This is a genomic window from Humitalea sp. 24SJ18S-53 (assembly GCF_050632385.1).
Lineage (GTDB): Bacteria > Pseudomonadota > Alphaproteobacteria > Acetobacterales > Acetobacteraceae > Humitalea.
The window spans coordinates 2,301,879-2,320,057 of the sequence record NZ_CP192599.1 but is presented as its reverse complement, the minus strand read 5'-3'; the positions used below and the strand labels follow the sequence as shown (position 1 = coordinate 2,320,057).

The following is an 18,179-nucleotide window of genomic DNA, read 5'->3' as shown; positions in this document are numbered from 1 at the left end:
GAAAGCCCATGATGCGCGCCCTCGCCCTCCTCCTGGCCTTGCTTCTGCCGCTTGCCGCCCAGGCGCAGCCCGCGCCATCGGGCACCTTGCGGATCGTGTTGATCAACGATCTGTCCAGCCTCGACCCCGTGCAGTCGACGGCGGCCTTCGTCCGCAACCATGGCTTCATGGTCTATGACCAGTTGTTCGCGCTCGACAGCCAGGGTGTCGCGCGACCGCAGATGGTCGATGTGCATGAGGCTTCGGCCGATGGGATGAGCCACCGGTTCACCCTGCGCGATGGCCTGGCCTTCCACGACGGCCAGCCGGTGCGGGCGGCCGATGCGGTGCAATCCATCCGCCGATGGGGCGAACGCGATGTGGTCGGGCGCGCACTCCTGGCCGCGACGGCGGCGCTGGAGGTCGTGGACGACAAGACTTTTGTCATCCGCCTGTCCCGCCCCTTTGCCCTGGTGACCGAGGCCCTGGCGCGGCCGACGGCGAGCGCCCTGTTCGTGATGCCCGAACGCATCGCGCGCACGCCCGCCAGCACCGCCATCACCGATGCGACCGGCAGCGGGCCGTTCGTCTTCCAGCCCAGCCAGTGGCGCGCGGGGGAACGCGCCGTCTATACGCGCAACGCCGCCTATCGCCCCCGCGCCGAGCCCGCCGATGGGCTGGCCGGCGGCAAGCGTGTGCTGCTGGAACGGGTGGAATGGCTCGCCCTGCCCGACCCCGCGACCGCGGCGGCGGCCCTGCAACGGGGTGAGATCGACCTGATCGAACAGCCCTCCCCCGACCTGATCCCGACGTTGGAACGCGCGCGCGATGTGCGGACCATGGCGATCAACCCGGTGGGCTTCATGGTCTGGCTGCGGATCAACCACACCCAGCCGCCCTTCGACCGACCGGAGGCGCGGCAGGCGCTGCTGCACCTGATCAACCAGCAGGACGTGCTGAACGCCATCGGCGTGCGGCCGAGCGAACAGGTGCCGTATTGCCCCGCCTATTTCTTCTGCGGCACGCCGCTGGAATCCTCGGCGGGCGCGGTTGGGCTGCGGGCGGCGAACGTCGAACGCGCCCGGGCGCTGCTGCGCGATGCCGGGTATGACGGCCGGCGCATCGTGTTCCTGAACGCCACCGACAACCCCATCAACAACGCCGCCACCTTGACCATGGCCGAAGCCTTCCGCGCCGGCGGCCTGAACATGGACGTGCCGGCGATGGATTGGGCCACCGTCACCCAGCGCCGCAACCGGCGTGAGGCGCAGGATGCCGGCGGCTGGAACATGTTCGTCACCGTCGCCAACGTGCTCGACGGCCAGAACCCGCTGACCAACCTGTATCTCGCCAGCCCTTGCGAGGGCGGGCTGACCGGCTGGCCCTGCGATACGGAGTTGGAAGCCCTGCGCCGGTCCTGGTGGGAAGAGAACGACGCCGCGAAACGCACCGAGATCCTGCAACGGGTGCATGCGCGTGCCTATGCGGTGCTGCCTTATGTCAACGCGGGGCAATTCCGCGCGCTGGCCGCCTATCGCGCCAACGTTGTCGGGCTGCGGCCGACCATCGTGCCGGTGTTCTGGGGCGTGGAGAAGCGCTGACAGAGTTGAGGATTCGGACGGCGGTGGCGAGTGAACGCAGGAGAGAGACGACAATGCTTGATCACAGCCTGGATACCGAGAGTTCCATTTTGTTCATCCGGCCCAAGTCCTCTCTATCCGAAGGCGATTTCATGCGGCTCACGCAGACAGTCGATCCGTATTTGGAAGCCGGCGGCACGCTTGCCGGGATCATCATCGAAGTGCCCAAGTTCCCAGGATGGGAGAGCCTGGGCGCCATGGCGGCCCATTTCCGTTTCGTCCGGGACCATCACAGGCATGTCAGGCGCGTCGCCATCGTCACTGATTCTGCACTTGGAACGGTGGCGGAATCCTTCGCGTCACATTTCGTCTCCGCGGAAATCAAGAAATTCGACTCGCGCGACGTTGAAGCAGCCGAGCAATGGGTGCTGAACCGCCATTAGATATTGGGCGTCCGGCTTCCAGCGCGGTGAGATACCGACGCTCTCACTCGGTATGGTCCTTGGGCTCCTGTTCCATCCCATCCGGCTCGTGGTCTGGGGGGCTGCATCGCTTGGTGATCGAACCAGCGCCACCCTTCCCACCCCGCTACCGCTGCCGCCGACGCAGCGCCATATCCAGCAGCAACAGCCCCAGGGTCATCACGATCAACAGCATCGCCACGGCGGCCATGGTGGGATCCAGGTTTTCGTTGATGCCGTTCCAGATCCGGCGCGGCAGCGTGATCACGCGGCGGGATGCGATGAACAGCACGATCACCAATTCATCCCATGAATGGATGAAGGCGAAGATGGCGCCGGAGATGATGCCCGGCGCGATGCGCGGCAGGATGACCCAGGCGACCGTCTGGCGCAGCGATGCGCCCATGCCGCGCGCCGCCTGCTCCAGCCGCGGGTCGAAGGCTGCAAGCGCGGTCGAAACGGTGACGACGACATAGGGAATGCCGGTGACCCCATGCGCCAGGATCACGCCCATAAAGCTATCCAGCAGGCCGAAGCGACCAAAATACCGATACAGTCCGATAGCATAGACGATCGACGGGATGATCAGCGGCAGCAGCATCAGCGCGCGCACCAGGTCGGTGGACCGCCGCGACAGCCGCCAGCACCCGATCGCGCAAAGCGTGCCGGCCACCACCGCCAGCGCCGTGGAACACACCGCGATCCACAGCGATTGCCCCATCGCATCCAGCCACAGTGGCGAGCTGAAGAAGGCGCGGTAGTGCTGCAACGACGCGCCGTGTTCCGGCAGCGACAGGAAGCGCCGGTCGGTCAGCGACACCGGCAACACAATGGTCAGCGGCAGCACCAAATAGATGACCGTGGTCCAGGCGAGGCCCCGGGCGAACCAGCCGGGTGGATGCGCGCCGTTCATGCCCCGCCCCCGAACAGGCGCCGCAGGTTCACGACGCGCGAGAAAATCGCGAGCGTCGCCAGGATCGCCACCACCAGCACCGTCGCCATCATGGCACCCAGGCCCCAGCGGATCAGGTCCAGGATCTGCAACTTGATCCACTCCGCGACCATCAAGGTGCGCCCGCCGCCCAGGATCGCCGGGGTGATGTAGAAGCCGAGCGAGAAGATGAAGACCAGCACGCCCCCGGCGATCACCCCGGGCATCGACAGCGGCAGGAAGACGCGCGCGAAGACGAGCCCGCGGGATGCGCCCATGCCGCGCGCGGCGGTCAGCAGGCGCGGGTCGACCTCTCGCATCGCGGCCAGCATCGGCAGCACGGCATAGGGCACCATGTAATGCACCATGCCGATGATGATGCCCGTCTCGTTCCAGACCAGGGCCAGGGGTTCATCGATGACCCCTGCCCCCATCAGCCCCTGGTTGATCACCCCCTGCCGCCGCAGCAGCGTGACCCAGGCAAAGGCCCGCACCAGCACCGAGATCCACAAGGGCACCAGCACCGCCAGCAGCCACCAGCGGCGCGCGCGGTCGGTCGCCATGGCGATGACGTAGGATAGCGCGTAGCCCAGCAGAAGCGCGATCACCGTGGTGATGGTGCAGATACGCAGGGTCGTGACGATGACCCGCTGCACGCTTTCGCTGGTCAACAGGCGTTCGTAGTTGGACAGGCCCGGCGAGGGTTCCAGGAAGCTGATCGCCAGGATCTGCACGATCGGGGCGATGTAGCAGATGGTCAGCAGCAGGAAGGCCGGCGCGATCAGCGCCCACCAGCCGGCGTCTCGCTTCATGCCGCGTCCTCGATCACCGCGACGGCGGCATCGGCGGGCCAGCCCAGGCGCACCTCCAACCCCTCGGCCGGCGCGATAGGCGCGCGCCAGGATGGCAGCGACGCACGCAGCGGGCCGAGCGGCGTATCCACCACCATGCCAAACCCGGCGCCGAGGTAGGACCAGGATCGGATTTTTCCCACCGCGACATTCGCCGCCGTTTCGCCGGCCATCAGCAGCGCGATCTTCTCCGGGCGCAGCGACAGCAGCACGGGGCCGGAAGCGGGGGCGCCATCCTGCACGAGGTCGATGCCGCCGACATGCAGCCGGCCACCTTCCGCGATCGCGGTGAAGAAGTTGGATTTCCCCAAGAAATCGGCGACGAAACGGGTCGCCGGGCGTTCGTAGAGTTCGGCCGGCGCACCCGTCTGGATCAGCCGGCCGTGGTTGAGGATCGCGACCTGGTCGGATAGCGACAGCGCCTCATCCTGGTCATGCGTCACGTTGACGAAGGTGCGGCCGACGCGGCGATGCAGGGCGCGCAATTCCTCCTGCAACTCAGCGCGCAGTTTCTTGTCCAGCGCGGACAGCGGTTCATCCAGCAGCAGCAGCGCCGGGTCGAAGACCAGCGCCCGCGCCAGGGCCACACGTTGCTGCTGGCCGCCCGACAATTGCGATGGGCGACGGTCGGCCAGCCCGGTCAGTTGCACCAGGTCCAGCGCGGCGCGGGTTTTCTCATCCCGCTCCGCCTTGCCCATCTTCCGCACGCGCAACGGGAAGGCGATGTTTTCCGCCACGGTCATGTGCGGGAACAGCGCATAGCCCTGGAACACCATCCCAAAATCGCGGCGTTCAGGAGGCAGCGGCGTGATGTCGCGCCCATCCAGCAGGATCGCCCCCGCATCCGGCGTGGAAAACCCCGCGATGGCCATCAGGATGGTTGTCTTGCCCGATCCGCTCGGCCCCAGCAGCGTCAGGAAGGCGCCGGCCGGAACGTCCAGCGACACCTCCCGCACCGCGAAGAAGCTGCCGTAGCGCTTGGTCAGTCCCTGGATGGCAAGCGCGTGGCTCAAGGGATCAGTAGCCTTTTTCGGGGTCGAACAGGTTTGGCAGCGGCAGCCCCGCGGCGTGGTCGCGGATCGCCTGGGCGACATAGCGTGCCCGTTCGCCGCGCGCGGCGAGCGAGGCGATATGTGGCGTCACGATCACCTTGGGATGCGCCCAGACCGGGGCTTCGGGCGGCAGGGGTTCGGTGTCGAACACATCCAGCACCGCGCCCGACAGATGCTCGCTATCCAGCGCCGCCAGCAGATCGGGCAGCACGACATGGCTGCCACGGCCCGCATTCACCAACGCGGCGCCGGGCGGCAGTTGCGCGAACAGCGATGCCGAGATCAGCCCCGCCGTCTCCGGCGTCGAAGGCAGCAGGCAGACCAGGATATCGGTGCGCGCCAGGAAGGCGGGCAATTCCTCGGCCCCGGCGTAGGATTCGATCTCCGCCTTGCGGCTGCGCGACCAGCCGGCCACGGGAAAGCCGATCGCCTCCAGCACGCGGGCTGCATGGGCGCCGAGGTTGCCCATGCCCATGATGCCGACCCGGCGCTGTGGTGCGCAGAAGGGGACGTCGAAATTGTTCCACTCGGCGCGCGCCTGGGCCAGCGCCATGCGCCGCCCGCTGCGCAGCAGCGACAGGCAGGCCCAGGCGATGAATTCGCCCATGCGCTGCGACGTCTCGGCGCCGCCCATGCGGACCAGCGGCAAATGGCGCGGCCAGATCGGGTCGCGGGTGATATTGTCCACCCCCGCGGCGCTGGAAAACACGATCCGCAGGTTCGGGAATTCCGCCAGGCGGCCCGGCTCCGGGTCCCAGACCATGACGTAATCGACCGCCTCGGGCGCGATCGGGTCGTCCCAGAAACGCAGTTCCAACTCGGGCATCGCTTCGGCAAAGGCCGAACGCCAGCCTTCGAAGCCCGCGGCCCCGCCCGACTTCACCAATAGAACAGACATGGTCAGCCCGTGATCACGTCGAGGTATTGCTGGTTCACCTCGGGGTAGTTCACGCCCCACCATTCGCCGCCCAGGGTCAGTTGCAGCGGCACGTTCGCCGGGTCCGTCGGGTTGAAGCGCTTGAACGCCTCCGGCACCTGCGCCGCGGCGGCCGGGTTGGTCGGCCCGTTGCCGAGCAGTTGCAGCAGCCCGACCTGCGGCGCCGGATTGGCCAGCATCGAGGCCAGCAGACGCTGCGCCATGGCCCCGCCCGGATTGCCGCGCGGGATCACGAAGATGCCGGCCTGCAACACGCCCTGGTTCCAGATGAACTTGATACGGCCACGGGTTTCCTCTTCCAGCACCTTGGCGCGGGTGTGCCAGATTTGGCCCATCACCGCCTCACCCGTGCGCAGGAATTGCTCGCTCTCGCTGCCATTGTTCCAGAATACGGCATTGCGGCGGATCTCGCGGATCTTGGCCAGGCACGCGGGGACATCCAGCGGATAAAGCGCCGCCTTGTCCTTCCCCAGCGCCATCTGCACCCCGTCCAGCACCGCCAGCGCATCGCGCCGCAGCAGCCGCATCCCGGGGAAGCGCCGCAGGTCGTAGAAATCCGCCCAGGATGTCGGGCCGCCATTGGGGAACTTGGCGCTGTCATAGGCCAGCACGCTGCTGAAGGAATACGGCGCCGCGCCATGTTCCATGGCGAAGGCCGGGTCGATCACGTTGGTGCGGTCGACGATCGAATAGTCGATGGCGGTCGCAAGATTGGCCCGCCCCAGCACGATCGAGGAGGAGGAGGAACTGTCGCACAGGTCCCAGGTGGTACGGCCGCTTTCGACCATGCTGCGGATGCGCCCGGCGGAAGGCCCGGTGCTGTCCTGCGCGACGGTCCAGCCCGGGTTCGCGGCGACAAAGGGCGCGCCATAGAAGCGGCCAAAACCCTCATTGGCGATGCCGCCCCAGTTCACCATCACCAGTTCGCGCACGGCCTGCGCGTGCGCTGTCACCGGTGCGGCGCCCAGGGCCGCCAGCGCGCCCAGGAAGGCGCGGCGGTCGATCCGGCCGTCCCGCAGCTTTTCCTCCGCCAGCGCCACGCAATCCTGCTGGAATGTCTGCAATGCCATCGCTCCGCTCTTGCCGCCCTGCCCGACTGGGGCGACCCTTCGCAGTCAAACGGAAGCAAGCCCGCGCTGCAATGACCACATTACACCCGATTTTCGCCGAAAACTTTCGCTCTGCCCCATATTGGTGGGATGTGGCCGAACCTGCCCAACGTGGCGCCACTCTGCCGGCCCGCACCGCGGTCGCCGTGGTGGGGGGTGGCTATGCCGGGCTGTCGGCGGCGCTGACCCTGCGGCGCCTGGGCCACGAGGTGCTGGTGCTGGATGCCGAACGGATCGGCTGGGGGGCCAGCAGCCGCAATGGCGGCATGGTCTCGGGCGGGCTGAAGGTCGCCGCCGGCGCGCTGGAATCGACCCATGGGCCCGTTGGCGCGCGGCGAATCGCGGCGGCGGCGGCGGCCTCCTTCCCCTTCATCGAGGACACCATCGCGCGGGAAAAAATCGACTGCGACTACGTCCGCTGCGGCCGCTTCGTGCCGGCCTGGACGCAAAAGCACTACGACGGCCTGGCCGCGCGCGCCGATTTCCTGGCCGAGGTCACCGGCATGCCGACCCGCATGCTGCCCCGGGCGCGGCAGCATGAGGCGCTGGGCAGCGACCACTACCACGGCGGCATGGTGGCCGAGGCCTCCGGCAGCCTGCACCCCGGCAAATATGCGCGCGGCCTGGCCCGTGCCGCCGAGGGTGCCGGGGCGGTGCTGATGGATGGGGTGCGCGTCGGCGGCATCACGCGTGAGGGGGACGGCTTCCGCCTGGCGACCAGCGCCGGCGAATTGCGCGCCGATGCCGTGCTGGTCGCGACCAACGGTTATTCGCGCCAGCCGGATGGCGGGTCCGCGATGCCCTGGCTGGCCAGGCGCATGATCCCGGTCGGATCCTACCTCATCGCGACCGAACCGGTCGGCACCGAAGTGATCGATCGGCTTTTCCCCGGGCGCCGCATGATCAGCGATACCAAGCGGGTGCTGAACTATTTCCGTCCCTCGCCGGATGGCACGCGCGTGCTCTGGGGTGGGCGGGCGAGTTTCGGCCCGACGTCGCCGGAGGCCGCGGCGCCGGTGCTGCATGGCTTCATGACCGATGTGTTCCCGGAACTGCGCGAGACGAAAATCACCCATTCCTGGACCGGCAATGTCGCCTTCACCTTCGACTTCCTGCCGCATATCGGCGTGCAGGATGGGCTGCATTATGCGGCCGGATGCCAGGGGTCGGGCGTCGCGATGGCGACCTGGCTCGGGCATCAGGCGGGGCTGAAGATCGCGGGCGCGGCGAATGAGCCTTTCGCGCTGGACGGGCTGACATTCCCGACCCTGCCTGGCTACAAGGGCGACCCGTGGTTCCTGCCGATGGTCGGTGGCTGGTACCGGCTGCGCGACCGTCTGGACCGGCTGGTGGCGTGACGCTGATCCGCTCCGGGAACAGGCGCGTCAACCGGTCCGCTTGAGCGCCAGGCGTTTCGGCTGTTCGTCCACCGTCGCCGCGCTGAACAGCGCCAGGCATTCGGGCGGCCAGCCGGACACCTTGCGCGCGACAAGGTCGACGCAGAGGAACAGCACCTCGTTCTCCGCCGCCAGCCAGCCTTCCTCGGCATGGCGCATGCGATGCCGCACCAACAACCGCTTGCCATCATGCGCCAATACCGCGCTGTCGCACGCGAGCGGCATGCCGAGCGTGACTTCCCGCGTGTAGCCGACCCAGGTTTCCGCGGCGAAGGTGCCAAGGTTACGCGCACGCAACCCGGCCCCGAGGCCAAGAACCGGCCACTGCACATCGGTCGCGATGTCGAAAACCACGAGATAATACGCCAGGTTCATGTGGCCGTAATGATCCACCCATTCGGGGCGAACCGTCGCAAGCAAGGGTGCGGTCATCGCGGCGCGGTCTCTCCCAAAAACGTCATTGGACACGCCTGCACGGCGCGCGCCCTTACGGCGCCCAGCGAAACGACCATCGGGGATCGGTTCGGGAGGACGTCCTCATGACGAATTATACCAAGGTGCCCAGCATTGGGCAGATCTACGACAATTCTTGCTGGGCCGCCTGCCTGGCCTGGTGGTTGAAGGCCGTCCAGGGCGGCCGCCCGTCATGGACCCAGTCCAGGGTGATGCAGGAATTCAAACGCTGCACCGACACCAATGGTGCGATGAGCGCGGATTCCATGATCAACGGGCTGACCGACGATACGCGGATGAAGATGTCCGCGGCCGAATTCGAAACGCCCGACGAGATCCTGACCGGCCTGCCGCTTGGCTCCAAGCCTGTCGTCATCGCCTTCAAGCACATCACCGGCTTCGCCCATATGAACGTCATCTGGGCGTGCCGTACCGGCACGGTGATGTGCATGGAACCATTCTGGCCGATGCCCGGCGTCGACAACAAGCGCACCGGGCGTTTCGTCGAACGTGGCTTCGATCACTTCAACTACGGCAACAGCGTCGTGATGGCCTGGGGCAATCTGTCCGATGGCTCGTCGACGTCGTCGCCGATGGAAGCGGGCTGACCACCTTCTAGTGGATGTCGTCCATCCGCGAAAAGGCGTCCCGCAGGCTCGCGATGGTCAGTTTGCCGTCGCGGCACAGGTCCAGGATCACGGCTTCCTTGCGCGTCAACAGGTCGATGACCGCGGGGATTTTTGTGACCGCTTCATCCGGGATCAACACGGCACCGTGTCGATCGGCATGCACCACCGCATCCGATGACACCGCCATGCCATGGATGGTCACCTCCAACCCGCGCGCGACGACATGCACATGCGCGTGGGATGGGTTGACCACCCCCAGGATCTGAAACTCCGGCGCCAGCATGTCGATGTCGCGGAACGACCCGTTGGTCACGCAGCCCTGCGAACCCAGCGACTTGTGCACATTGCTGTTCACCTCACCCCAGAAGGCGCCGGTGCCTGGGGTGTCGTCCAGGTCCTGCAGCACGATGATCGTCGGCAGGGTGGCGTCGGCCACGTATTCGTACCAGCCCAGGCGCGACGCGCGGTCGGCCGCCTTGTCGCGCGCGGCCGGGTGTGCGGCGCGGATCGTGCCGGTGCGGGCCAGGCCGCAGATCGGCTTCAGCGCGACATCCGCGACCTGGAACGGCCGCACCGTGAAGCCATGGCCGCGGCGGGCCGGCACGATGACCTCCAGCGCGTTGCAGATCGTCGGCGTGTCCCAGGCGCGCAGCGCTTCAAGGTCGGCGGCGGTGAAGGGTCGGGTTGTCATGGCGTCCTCCTTTGTTCGCCGAAGGATCGGACGTGGCGCCGACGCGGTCAAACCGCCCCGCCGTAACTGGCGCCTTAACCTGGTGGCGGGTAGCGTCCCGGCCGAGCCATGAACCAAACCCCCTCCCCCATCCCGCGCCGCGCAGGCGCCGCCCCGGCCGCGGGGCTGCGCGTCTGGTTTGGGCGGATCGGCACGCGGGCCGTACTGATCGCGGCGCTGATGCTGGCCACGATCGGGCTGCTGACCGGCACCGCCCTGGTGGTGGACCGCCAGCAGGCCGCGATCATCGAACGCCTGGGCACGGCCGACCGGCGGGCCGATACGGCGGCCGATGATTTCGCGACGCAGATCGCGGCCGTCTCCTCCGCCTTCGCCAGCGTGATCGCGGGGGTGTTGCAGCCCGCCCCCGCCGCCGGGCGCATGACGCGCAGCGCCGGGCTGTTGCAGGACGCCTTTGCGCAACTGGCGCAGCAGTTGGGGGCGGAGATGAACCCGCTGGTCATCGGCGGCGGCCGCGACATGATGGCCCGCCTGCCCGCCTTCATCGAAAACGTCGCCGCCGCCTTCACCGCCCGGCGTGTCGAGGATTTTCCCGCCCTGCACGAGGATTGGCTGGATTTCGCCACCGCCTTCAACCGGGTCGCGTCCGATGCGCGCGGCGTGGTCAAGGCCCGTACCGATGCGACACTCGCGCAGGCCCATGCCCTGTCGGACCGGGCGTTGCGCGTGGTGATCGGTGCCGGGCTGGTCGGCCTGGTCGGATCGGGGCTGATCTGGGTCGTGCTGGTCGGCCTGATCGCGCGCCCGGTCAGCCGTCTGGCGCGGAGCATGGACAATCTGTCCCAGGGCGATATCGCGGCCGACATCCCCGGCACCGATCGCGCCGACCAGGTCGGTGAGATGGCCCGCGCCGTATCGGTGTTCCGCGACACCGCGCGCGCGCAACGCCAATTGACCGGCAGCGCGATCGAAAACGCCCGCCGCACCGCCATCGCCACCAACCAGGCGTCGGAGGCGATTGGCCAGGTCAGCGATGGCGCCATGACGCAGCTCTCCGAACTGCGCCAGGTGGCCGAGGCCCTGTCGGAATCGGGCGATGCCATCCGCGACGTCGGCCGCAGCACCCAGGATGCCCGTGACCGCGCCGCCGAGGCCCGCAGCCTGCTGGGCGGCAGCGTGGAAAAAATCGGCCGCTTGATCGAACTGGTCGATGCCGTCGGCGACGACACCGAACGCGTCACGCGCATCGCCGGCAATATCGCGAAAATCGCGACCCAGACCAATATCCTGGCGATCAATGCCGCGATCGAGGCCGCGCGCGCCGGCGAACACGGCCGCGGCCTTGCCGTGGTGGCGGAGGAAGTCCGCGCCCTGGCCGCCTCCTCCGAACAACTCGCCCAGGAAATCGCCGATGTGGTCGAGGTCGCGGGCCGCCGCACCCGCCAGGGCAGCGGCACCGCCGCCGCGGTCGGCAATGCGATGGACGACCTGACCCATCTGGTATCGGAAAGCGCGCGCCTGGCCGCGCAGATCGCCGTCGCGATGGCACAGCAACAGGCGACCGTGGCGGGAATCGAGGAGAGGGTCACAACCCTGTCCCGCATCGGCCAGTCCAACGCCACAGCCGCCGAACAAATCACCGTGACGATGATCGACCTGTCGCGCCTTGCCACCGAAACGCGCGGCGCCGTCGAAAGCATGGCCGGACGCCCCCAGGCGTGAGCACCTTCGCGCTGCTGGTGGTGGATGACAGCGCCTTCAACCGGCTGATGCTGACGCGACGCCTGGCGGAACTTGGTTACACCGACGTCACCCTGGCCAACGACGGGATCGAGGGGCTGGCCGCGATCGCGGCGCGGCATTTCGATTGCGTGCTGCTCGACCTCGAAATGCCCCAGATGGACGGCATCGCCGTCCTGGAACGCCTGCGCGAACATCAGGGCACGGCGCCGCCGGTGATCGTCATCTCGGCGCTGACCGAGATGGATACCATCGTCCGCTGCATCGCATTGGGTGCCGAGGACTACCTGCCAAAGACCTTCGACCTGCCGCTGTTGCGTGCGCGGCTTGGCGCGGTGCTGGAAAAGAAGCACCTGCGGGACTTGGCCGACGGCAGGCGGCACGTCATCGAAGCGGAGTTGGAAAGCGCGCGCGCCGCGCAACTCGCCCTGATGCGGCGCGATTTCGCCGCCATCGCGCAGCCTGGACTCACCATCGCCGCCGCCATGATCCCGGCGCGGGAAGTGGGTGGCGACCTGTATGACGCGATGCGGTTGCCCTGCGGCGGGGTGCTGCTCTGCGTCGCGGATGTCTCGGGCAAGGGCGCGCCCGCGGGGCTGACCATGGCGCGGACCCTGGGGGCGATCCGGGCGGCCGCGCGCCTGGTGCCGGGGCCGCTGCCCGACCCCGCGACCATCCTGGCCTACGCCAACGCCGATCTTGCCGCCGAGAACGACAGCCAGACGTTTGTCACCGCCCTGCTGATCGTGCTGGATGCCGCGACCGGCGATGGCCGCATCTGCGTGGCGGGGCATGAGGCGCCGTACCTGCTGGATGAGCACGAAGCGCGGCCATTGACCGGCTTCGCCCGCCAGCCGCCGCTGGGCGCGTGGGAGGGATTTGCCTATGCCTCCACAGCCATCCATGTCGCCGCGGGCCAGGGGTTGTTCCTCTACAGCGATGGGGTGACGGAGGCGGAGAACGCCGCCCAGGATTTCTTCGGGCGCGACCGCCTGCGGGCGACCCTGGCGCCGCTGCGCGGGGCATCGCCGGATGCGGTGGTGGCCGCCGTCCTGGCCGCCATCGTGACATTCGCCGATGGGGCGCCGCAAAACGACGACATCACCGTGCTGGCCTTCAGGCGGGGGTAATCCCATCCGGGTCGATCACCAGAACCGGCTCGCCATTGCCCAGCAAACCCACCCCCGCGACGCCGGGCAGCGCCGCCAACATCGGATGCAGCGGCCGCAGCAGCAGGTCGGTGCGGCGCAGCACCCGATCGACACGCAGCCCGATCCGCCGCCCGCGCACCGTGGCCAGCACAATCCCGCCCGGCCCCTGCGGCGCCAGGCCCAGGGCGGCGGCCAGGTCGATGACCGGGACAGGGCAAGCCTCGGGCGTGGCCACGCCATCCACGCGCCCTTCCGGCAGCGCGCAGGGCTGGCCGCCGGCCATCACCAGCAGCACCGGTGCCAGCGCCGCGGTCAGCGGCAGCCGCAGGGTGAAGGCCGCCCCCTGCCCCGGCGTGCTCGACACCTCCAGGCTGCCGCCGGCACGGCGCACGGCGTCGCGCACCACATCCAGCCCAACCCCGCGGCCGGAGGTCTCGGTCACCACCCCCGCCGTGCTGAAGCCGGGGTTGAACAGCAGGGCATGGGCATCGTCATCCGACGCCACGGCGGCCTCGGCGGCGGTCATCAGCCCCTGTTCGACACCGCGCGCCAGCACCCGGCCGACGTCGATGCCGCGCCCGTCATCGGATACCCGCAGCCGGACCTGCCCGGCGTGGCGGGTGGCGGCGATGCGCAGAGTGGCCCGGGCTGGCTTGCCGGCGGCCAGGCGCGCGGCGGCCGGTTCCACCCCGTGATCGACCGCGTTGCGCGCCAGGTGCAGCAGCGGGTCGGCCAGCAATTCGACCAGGCTGCGGTCCAGTGCCACCTCCTCGCCCTCCATCGCCAGGTCGACCTGCTTGCCGCCGGCATCGGCCAGGGCACGGATCGCGCGTGGCAGCCGGGCATAGAGTGTCCCGATCGGCACCACCCGCAGGTCCAGCACCGCATCATCCAGCCGGCGCAGCGCCAGGCCCAGGCGCTGTTCGGCGCCTTCCAGCGCATCCAGGAAGCGCCGCAGCCGATCGGTCGCCGCCGCCGCCTCACGCGCCGGGCCGGCAGGCAGGCGCTGGCCCAGCACGCCCAGGCGCGCGAGGTCGCTGCGCGCGCCGGCATCGCCGATGGCCTCGGCGACGGCCAGGGCGCCGGCGCGGACCTCGGCCTCCAGCGCGATGATGCCGTCGATGGTGTCCTGGCGCACGCGCATGGTGGCGACGGGCGCGACCGGGCCTTGGGCGCCCAGTCGCGCGGCCAGGACAGCGCCCTCGGCCACCACATCGGCTTCGCCATTCCGGGCGAAAAGGTCCAGCAAACCCAGCAGCGTGGTTTCGGCCGGGTCATCGGCGCAGGCGGCGGCGCAGGCCGCGGCCTCGTGCAGCAGTGGCAGGATCGCGGCGGCCTGGGCCGGCGGATCGGCCAGGGCGGCGGGCAGCAGCGTCAAGACCGGCGCCAGGCGGGCCGGCAGCAGGCCAGGGTCGGCCGCGGTTTCGGCCAGCCCGGCGGGGGCGCCGCAGGTCTCCTCCAGCACCGACAGGGCCCGCCGCAGCAGGCCGAGCGCCGGCAGCGCCCCGGGCGTTCCGGCCGCCGCGGCAAAATCGGCCAGCCGGGTGGCGATGCCGCCCAGGCCGGCGGTCCGCGCCAGATCGGCCAGCGCGACAGCGGAATCGCCTGACAGGCCGGGTGCGGCCTCGGCCATGCGGCGGGCAAAGGCCAGGGCCGGCGGATCGGCGATGGCCGTCGGCGACGCGACCAGCCCTGCCAGCCGGTCGAGCACCGCCACGGGCGCGGGCGGGTCGCCTGCCCCCCCGACCAGGACCGCGCGCTGCCGCCGCAGCGCATCGACCGCCGCCCGCAGCGCATCCCCGGCGGCGGGGTCGAGCGCCAGGCGCCCGGCACGCACCAGCCCCAGCACATCCTCGGCGGCATGGGCCAGGCGCAGCATGCCACCGGCACGAAGGGCCGCCGACATGCCCTTCAGGCTGTGCATCGCGCGGAACAGCCGGTTCACGTCATCGGGCGCCCCCCCGGCCGACAACAGCCGGTCCAGCGTGTCCAGGTGCTCCTCGCTCTCGGCGGCGAATTCGGCCCAGAGCGGATCATCGGGCGGGATCATGCCACGGCGTCCCGCACGGCCTGGCGGATCGCGGCGCCGCTGCGCCGCGCCAGGTCGGGCGACACCGCGCCGGAGGGCTTGCCGACCACGGCGCGCGCGCCAAGCCGTCGCGCCAGGATCGCCGCGGGCGAACCGGGCGGCGCCGCGCTGCTGACCACGACGACAGCACCCCCACCCCCCGCCAGCGCCCGTTGGCGCAGCACGCCGAAACCGTCCAGCACCGGCATCTCGATGTCGAGCAGGGTCACGTCCGGCGTGTGTTCCGCCATCAGCGCCAGGGCGGCGGCGCCATCGGCGGCTTCGGCCACGACGTGCAGGCTAGGCTCCACGGCCAGGATCTCCCGCAGCAGCCGGCGCATCAGGGCGCTGTCGTCCACAATCAGGATTCGGATCGCCGCGACATCCCGCCCCGCCGCGACGATGGCCGCCGACCGTGCCCGCAGGGTGGCGGCATGCACCGCCGTGACCGTGGCATCGAACGGGTCCAGTGCCGTGGTCGCCGCTTTGATCAGCGCGACCAGCGAGGCGATGCCGAAGGCGCCGGCCATGCCGCGCAGTGCATCCAGCGCGCGCGCCGCCCCGGCGGCATCGGCGGCCGTGGCCAGGCGGTCGCAGCCGGTCGCGAATTCGGGTGCGAAGGCCGCCAGCAATGAAGGATCCAGGCGCGTCATACCAGCGCCGCCATGCGGCGGCCAAGGTCGTCCGGCGTGCCGGTCCCCGCCGCCAGCCCGGCCGCGATCAGCGCGCCGGGCATGCCCGCGACCACGCAGCTTTCGGGGGATTGCGCCAGCACGGACATGCCGCGACGGACCATGGCGGCCGCACCCTCGGTGCCATCGCGCCCCATGCCGGTCAGCACCACCCCCAACGCGCGATCGGCGGCCAGGGCGGCCGAGCGGAACAGCACATCCACCGAAGGATGCACCGCCCCCGCGCCCGGCGCCAAGCGCAGCAGGAACCCTCCATCCGGGGCGCGCAGCAGGCTGCCATCCATGCCCCCGGGCAGCAGCACCACCCGCCCGGGCGCCAATCGCGCGCCATCCACCGCCAGCATCGCGTCGAGGCCGGTCCGCTCCGCGACGGACTGCGCAAAATGCGGCCCCAGGTCGGCTGGCATGTGCTGCGCCACCACCACCGGCACCGCCAGGCGACCGGCGGCGGCCAGCAGCGCCACGACCGCATCGGGCCCGCCGGTGGACGCACCAACCAGGATGATCGCCACCCCGGCGGATGGACCCGGCACCGGCGGCGCGGCCGCCCCCCGCATCCGGCCCGCCGCGCGCGCCGCCGCCCAGTGCCGCAGCCGCCCGCGCAGACTCGCGTCCAGCGCGCCCAGATCGAAGGAACCGGCCCCGAGCCCCGCCAGGCCCGAGCCTTTCCACACGGTGTCCGACGCACCCGCCGCCAGCGCCGCCAGGGCCGCGGCACTGCCATCGCTCGTATGCTGGCTGACCATGACGACGGCCGGCGGGTCGGGCAGCCGCATCAGCCGGCGGGTCGCCTCGATCCCGTCCAGGCGCGGCATCTCCATGTCCATGGCGACCACGTCGGGGTGGTGCAGCATGGCCTGTTCGACGGCGGCCTCTCCGTCCGCGGCCTCGGCCACCACGGACAGGTCGCCATCGGCCTCGATGATCCGGCGCAGCGCCAGGCGCATGAAACCACTGTCGTCGGCGATCAGCACGCGGATCATCCGGCGAGGCGCCAGGCGCTGAGCAGCGGCACCGGCGCGGTGCCGCCGGGCAAGGTGACGATGGCGATGACCGGCCCCGCCGCATCGCCGTCCAGCGGCGCGATGGCGGTTTCGGGCAATTGGCGCAGCCCCTCGACGGCGGTGATGGCCAGGGCGATGGGCGCGGGCAGCCGCAGCCGCAGGAACGGCGCCGGCCAGCATGCGGCGCCGCCACCCAGCGCCGGCCCGGCGTCCAGCACCGGCAGCACCAGGCCGCGATGCACGATGGCGCGCCGTCCACCGGGAAAGGCGGTCGGGTGCAGCGGCGCGATGGCGGCCTCGACCTCGGCGGCGGCCAGGGCAAAGCGCTGCCCGGCGGCCTGGGCGATCAACAGGCCGCGCGTCGGCACGGGTGGAACTGGTGTCGCCACGCGATGCGGCGGGGCCCAGCCGAGCAGGCCCGCCAGGCCCCGCAGATCCGACCCCGGCGTGCCCGCGGCGACCGGTGCCAGCCGGGCGCAGGGCACGCCCAATAGCCGGCCGTCGATATCCAGCAGCACCAGATGCTGCGCGCCACCGGCCATGCCGCCCGGGTCGGCGATCAGCACTGGGGCGTCCTCGACCTGCGCCCAGCCCAGCACGGCGGGGGGGGCCGCGACAATGGCGCGGCAGCCGGGCAGCGGGACGACGCGCACCACGCCCGGCAGCGGGACCACGAAGCGCCCGCCGGGTGAGGAGAGTTCCAGCATGGCGGGGCCCGCGTCCGGTCGTGGCGCGGCGGGCTCGGGCGGCGGCACCACCGCTGGCGCCGCCGGCGGTGGCGCTGGCAGGGGGGCCAGAATCAGCGGCGACGCGCCCTCCGGCACCTCCTCCAGCACCGCATCCCCGGTGACCAGGAACGCGCCGCCGGGGCCGGGCATGCTGAGCCAGGCCGCGCCCAAAACCCCGCCGGGCGCGAGCACCGGCACCGCACGGCCGCCGAGCATGCCCAGCCAGCCGGCCCCGCCCGGAAGCGCGCGGGTCGCCACCGCCGACAGCGGCGCACAGCCGGATGGCAACAGCCAGGCGCGCCCCCCGGCCAGCAGCGCCTTCATGCCAGGCCCGGCTGCGTGGCCATGCGGGATGACCCGCCGCTAACTGGCCGCGACGGCTTCGGCCTGGGTCGGGAAGGCGTCGATGATGCGGTCGAAGCCGCTGATCTCGAACACCTCCAGCACCGCCGGCTGCAGGGCGCAGACGGCAAAGCGGGTGCCGGCGGCCTGGGCCTGCTTGGCGGTCTTCAACAACACGCGCAGCCCGGCCGAGGAGACGTAGCGCACCGCCGCCAGGTCCACGACCAACGGCCCTGCCGCGACCAGGGCCGCCAAGCGTTCCTCGGCCGCGGCCGCCGTGGCGGTGTCCAGCCGGCCCTCAATGGCGGCGATGGTGACGGCGCCGGAGGTGGATTCGGCGATCTGCATGGGCTGCTCCCTGGCCATGGCGGCGGCGCAGTATCA

Annotated in this window: 18 protein-coding genes; 6 read left to right on the top strand and 12 right to left on the bottom strand. The window is 70.3% G+C overall.

The window, feature by feature from the left end:
• Positions 1-8: 8 nt before the first annotated feature.
• Together ACQW02_RS11270 and ACQW02_RS11265 are read left to right on the top strand one after the other, a co-directional pair.
• A complete protein-coding gene (locus ACQW02_RS11270) occupies positions 9-1,580 on the top strand; it encodes an ABC transporter substrate-binding protein (protein ID WP_431285338.1) in 1,572 nt (523 codons plus the stop codon).
• A 53-nt stretch (positions 1,581-1,633) separates the two neighbouring features.
• Positions 1,634-2,002, top strand: coding sequence for an STAS/SEC14 domain-containing protein (locus ACQW02_RS11265; protein ID WP_431285337.1), 369 nt, complete (start codon positions 1,634-1,636; stop codon positions 2,000-2,002).
• Between the two features lie 145 nt (positions 2,003-2,147).
• On the opposite strand, the gene ACQW02_RS11260 is transcribed toward ACQW02_RS11265, so the two are convergent.
• From ACQW02_RS11260 to ACQW02_RS11240, 5 genes are read right to left on the bottom strand one after another with little or no spacing between them, the layout of a single operon-like run.
• The gene (locus ACQW02_RS11260) at positions 2,148-2,933 is read right to left on the bottom strand and encodes an ABC transporter permease (RefSeq protein ID WP_431285336.1); all 786 of its coding nucleotides are present in this window, start codon (positions 2,931-2,933) and stop codon (positions 2,148-2,150) included.
• Positions 2,930-3,763 (bottom strand): ABC transporter permease, encoded by an 834-nt coding sequence (locus tag ACQW02_RS11255; RefSeq protein WP_431285335.1) that lies wholly within the window; start codon positions 3,761-3,763, stop codon positions 2,930-2,932. Before ACQW02_RS11255 ends, ACQW02_RS11260 begins: the two co-directional genes overlap by 4 nt.
• The gene (locus ACQW02_RS11250) at positions 3,760-4,815 is read right to left on the bottom strand and encodes an ABC transporter ATP-binding protein (protein ID WP_431285334.1); all 1,056 of its coding nucleotides are present in this window, start codon (positions 4,813-4,815) and stop codon (positions 3,760-3,762) included. The genes ACQW02_RS11255 and ACQW02_RS11250 overlap by 4 nt, the downstream gene beginning before the upstream one ends.
• 4 nt (positions 4,816-4,819) lie before the next feature.
• The gene (locus ACQW02_RS11245) at positions 4,820-5,752 is read right to left on the bottom strand and encodes a 2-hydroxyacid dehydrogenase (protein ID WP_431285333.1); all 933 of its coding nucleotides are present in this window, start codon (positions 5,750-5,752) and stop codon (positions 4,820-4,822) included.
• A gap of 2 nt (positions 5,753-5,754) precedes the next feature.
• Entirely contained in the window at positions 5,755-6,861 is a 1,107-nt protein-coding gene (locus tag ACQW02_RS11240; protein ID WP_431285332.1) for an extracellular solute-binding protein, read from the bottom strand.
• A gap of 131 nt (positions 6,862-6,992) precedes the next feature.
• Between ACQW02_RS11240 and ACQW02_RS11235 the strand changes: the two genes are divergently transcribed.
• Positions 6,993-8,258, top strand: a complete 1,266-nt coding sequence (locus ACQW02_RS11235; protein ID WP_431285331.1) for an NAD(P)/FAD-dependent oxidoreductase — start codon at positions 6,993-6,995, stop codon at positions 8,256-8,258.
• 27 nt (positions 8,259-8,285) lie between these two features.
• Here the strand turns inward: ACQW02_RS11235 and ACQW02_RS11230 are convergent, their stop codons facing one another.
• Positions 8,286-8,729, bottom strand: coding sequence for an acyl-CoA thioesterase (locus ACQW02_RS11230; RefSeq protein WP_431285330.1), 444 nt, complete (start codon positions 8,727-8,729; stop codon positions 8,286-8,288).
• 107 nt (positions 8,730-8,836) lie between these two features.
• Between ACQW02_RS11230 and ACQW02_RS11225 the strand changes: the two genes are divergently transcribed.
• Positions 8,837-9,358 (top strand): hypothetical protein, encoded by a 522-nt coding sequence (locus ACQW02_RS11225; protein WP_431285329.1) that lies wholly within the window; start codon positions 8,837-8,839, stop codon positions 9,356-9,358.
• 7 nt (positions 9,359-9,365) lie between these two features.
• Here the strand turns inward: ACQW02_RS11225 and ACQW02_RS11220 are convergent, their stop codons facing one another.
• Positions 9,366-10,070 (bottom strand): RraA family protein, encoded by a 705-nt coding sequence (locus tag ACQW02_RS11220; protein ID WP_431285328.1) that lies wholly within the window; start codon positions 10,068-10,070, stop codon positions 9,366-9,368.
• A gap of 108 nt (positions 10,071-10,178) precedes the next feature.
• Between ACQW02_RS11220 and ACQW02_RS11215 the strand changes: the two genes are divergently transcribed.
• Together ACQW02_RS11215 and ACQW02_RS11210 are read left to right on the top strand one after the other, a co-directional pair.
• Positions 10,179-11,792: a methyl-accepting chemotaxis protein gene (locus tag ACQW02_RS11215; protein ID WP_431285327.1), complete on the top strand. Its 1,614-nt coding sequence runs from the start codon at positions 10,179-10,181 to the stop codon at positions 11,790-11,792.
• On the top strand, positions 11,789-12,940 hold the full coding sequence (locus ACQW02_RS11210; protein WP_431285326.1) for a PP2C family protein-serine/threonine phosphatase: 1,152 nt from the start codon (positions 11,789-11,791) through the stop codon (positions 12,938-12,940). Before ACQW02_RS11215 ends, ACQW02_RS11210 begins: the two co-directional genes overlap by 4 nt.
• Here the strand turns inward: ACQW02_RS11210 and ACQW02_RS11205 are convergent.
• From ACQW02_RS11205 to ACQW02_RS11185, 5 genes are read right to left on the bottom strand one after another with little or no spacing between them, the layout of a single operon-like run.
• The gene (locus tag ACQW02_RS11205) at positions 12,927-15,011 is read right to left on the bottom strand and encodes a chemotaxis protein CheA (RefSeq protein ID WP_431285325.1); all 2,085 of its coding nucleotides are present in this window, start codon (positions 15,009-15,011) and stop codon (positions 12,927-12,929) included. The genes ACQW02_RS11210 and ACQW02_RS11205 overlap by 14 nt on opposite strands.
• The gene (locus ACQW02_RS11200; RefSeq protein ID WP_431285324.1) at positions 15,008-15,682 is read right to left on the bottom strand and encodes a response regulator; all 675 of its coding nucleotides are present in this window, start codon (positions 15,680-15,682) and stop codon (positions 15,008-15,010) included. Before ACQW02_RS11200 ends, ACQW02_RS11205 begins: the two co-directional genes overlap by 4 nt.
• Positions 15,679-16,695 (bottom strand): chemotaxis protein CheB, encoded by a 1,017-nt coding sequence (locus ACQW02_RS11195; protein ID WP_431285323.1) that lies wholly within the window; start codon positions 16,693-16,695, stop codon positions 15,679-15,681. Before ACQW02_RS11195 ends, ACQW02_RS11200 begins: the two co-directional genes overlap by 4 nt.
• Before the next feature lie 5 nt (positions 16,696-16,700).
• Positions 16,701-17,777 carry a chemotaxis protein CheW gene (locus ACQW02_RS11190; RefSeq protein ID WP_431285322.1) on the bottom strand — a complete coding sequence of 359 codons (1,077 nt, stop codon included), beginning with the start codon at positions 17,775-17,777 and terminating at the stop codon, positions 16,701-16,703.
• A 39-nt stretch (positions 17,778-17,816) separates the two neighbouring features.
• A complete protein-coding gene (locus ACQW02_RS11185; protein WP_431285321.1) occupies positions 17,817-18,143 on the bottom strand; it encodes an STAS domain-containing protein in 327 nt (108 codons plus the stop codon).
• Between the last annotated feature and the right edge of the window lie 36 nt (positions 18,144-18,179).

Bases quoted from the DNA above. Each gene is read 5' to 3' on its own strand.
- ACQW02_RS11265 (WP_431285337.1), top strand. From the start codon at position 1,634: ATGCTTGATCACAGCCTGGATACCGAGAGTTCCATTTTGTTCATCCGG.
- ACQW02_RS11190 (WP_431285322.1), bottom strand. From the start codon at position 17,777: ATGAAGGCGCTGCTGGCCGGGGGGCGCGCCTGGCTGTTGCCATCCGGC.
- ACQW02_RS11185 (WP_431285321.1), bottom strand. From the start codon at position 18,143: ATGCAGATCGCCGAATCCACCTCCGGCGCCGTCACCATCGCCGCCATT.
- ACQW02_RS11260 (WP_431285336.1), bottom strand. From the start codon at position 2,933: ATGAACGGCGCGCATCCACCCGGCTGGTTCGCCCGGGGCCTCGCCTGG.
- ACQW02_RS11200 (WP_431285324.1), bottom strand. From the start codon at position 15,682: ATGACGCGCCTGGATCCTTCATTGCTGGCGGCCTTCGCACCCGAATTC.
- ACQW02_RS11245 (WP_431285333.1), bottom strand. From the start codon at position 5,752: ATGTCTGTTCTATTGGTGAAGTCGGGCGGGGCCGCGGGCTTCGAAGGC.
- ACQW02_RS11225 (WP_431285329.1), top strand. From the start codon at position 8,837: ATGACGAATTATACCAAGGTGCCCAGCATTGGGCAGATCTACGACAAT.
- ACQW02_RS11270 (WP_431285338.1), top strand. From the start codon at position 9: ATGATGCGCGCCCTCGCCCTCCTCCTGGCCTTGCTTCTGCCGCTTGCC.
- ACQW02_RS11220 (WP_431285328.1), bottom strand. From the start codon at position 10,070: ATGACAACCCGACCCTTCACCGCCGCCGACCTTGAAGCGCTGCGCGCC.
- ACQW02_RS11240 (WP_431285332.1), bottom strand. From the start codon at position 6,861: ATGGCATTGCAGACATTCCAGCAGGATTGCGTGGCGCTGGCGGAGGAA.
- ACQW02_RS11230 (WP_431285330.1), bottom strand. From the start codon at position 8,729: ATGACCGCACCCTTGCTTGCGACGGTTCGCCCCGAATGGGTGGATCAT.
- ACQW02_RS11215 (WP_431285327.1), top strand. From the start codon at position 10,179: ATGAACCAAACCCCCTCCCCCATCCCGCGCCGCGCAGGCGCCGCCCCG.
- ACQW02_RS11205 (WP_431285325.1), bottom strand. From the start codon at position 15,011: ATGATCCCGCCCGATGATCCGCTCTGGGCCGAATTCGCCGCCGAGAGC.
- ACQW02_RS11255 (WP_431285335.1), bottom strand. From the start codon at position 3,763: ATGAAGCGAGACGCCGGCTGGTGGGCGCTGATCGCGCCGGCCTTCCTG.